Genomic DNA, 247 nt, shown 5'->3' on the forward strand with positions numbered 1-247 from the left:
GGCATTTGGCTCTGAAGGGACGAAGCTAGCACCGCCTGCAACATTTAAGTCAGGGTGTGCAGCGTGGATACCAGTATCAAGGACAGCTACTTTGACGTTAGCACCTTTATAACCTTGAGCGTGTACAGCTGGAGCTTTGATTTGAGGGATACCATAAGGGACGGTTTGTGCATATGCTTCTGCTTTGTGGTCTTCTTCTACATAAGCAATGCTAGGGTCATGCTCAAGTTTTTTTGCGGCTTGTTCG

The 247-nt window shown here is 47.4% G+C and carries 1 pseudogene; it reads right to left on the reverse strand.

The features are described from left to right. Positions 1–247 (reverse strand): annotated as a pseudogene (locus SB775_RS32485) (peptidase S8); the annotation flags it as partial.

The organism is Peribacillus sp. SIMBA_075, from assembly GCF_046534585.1.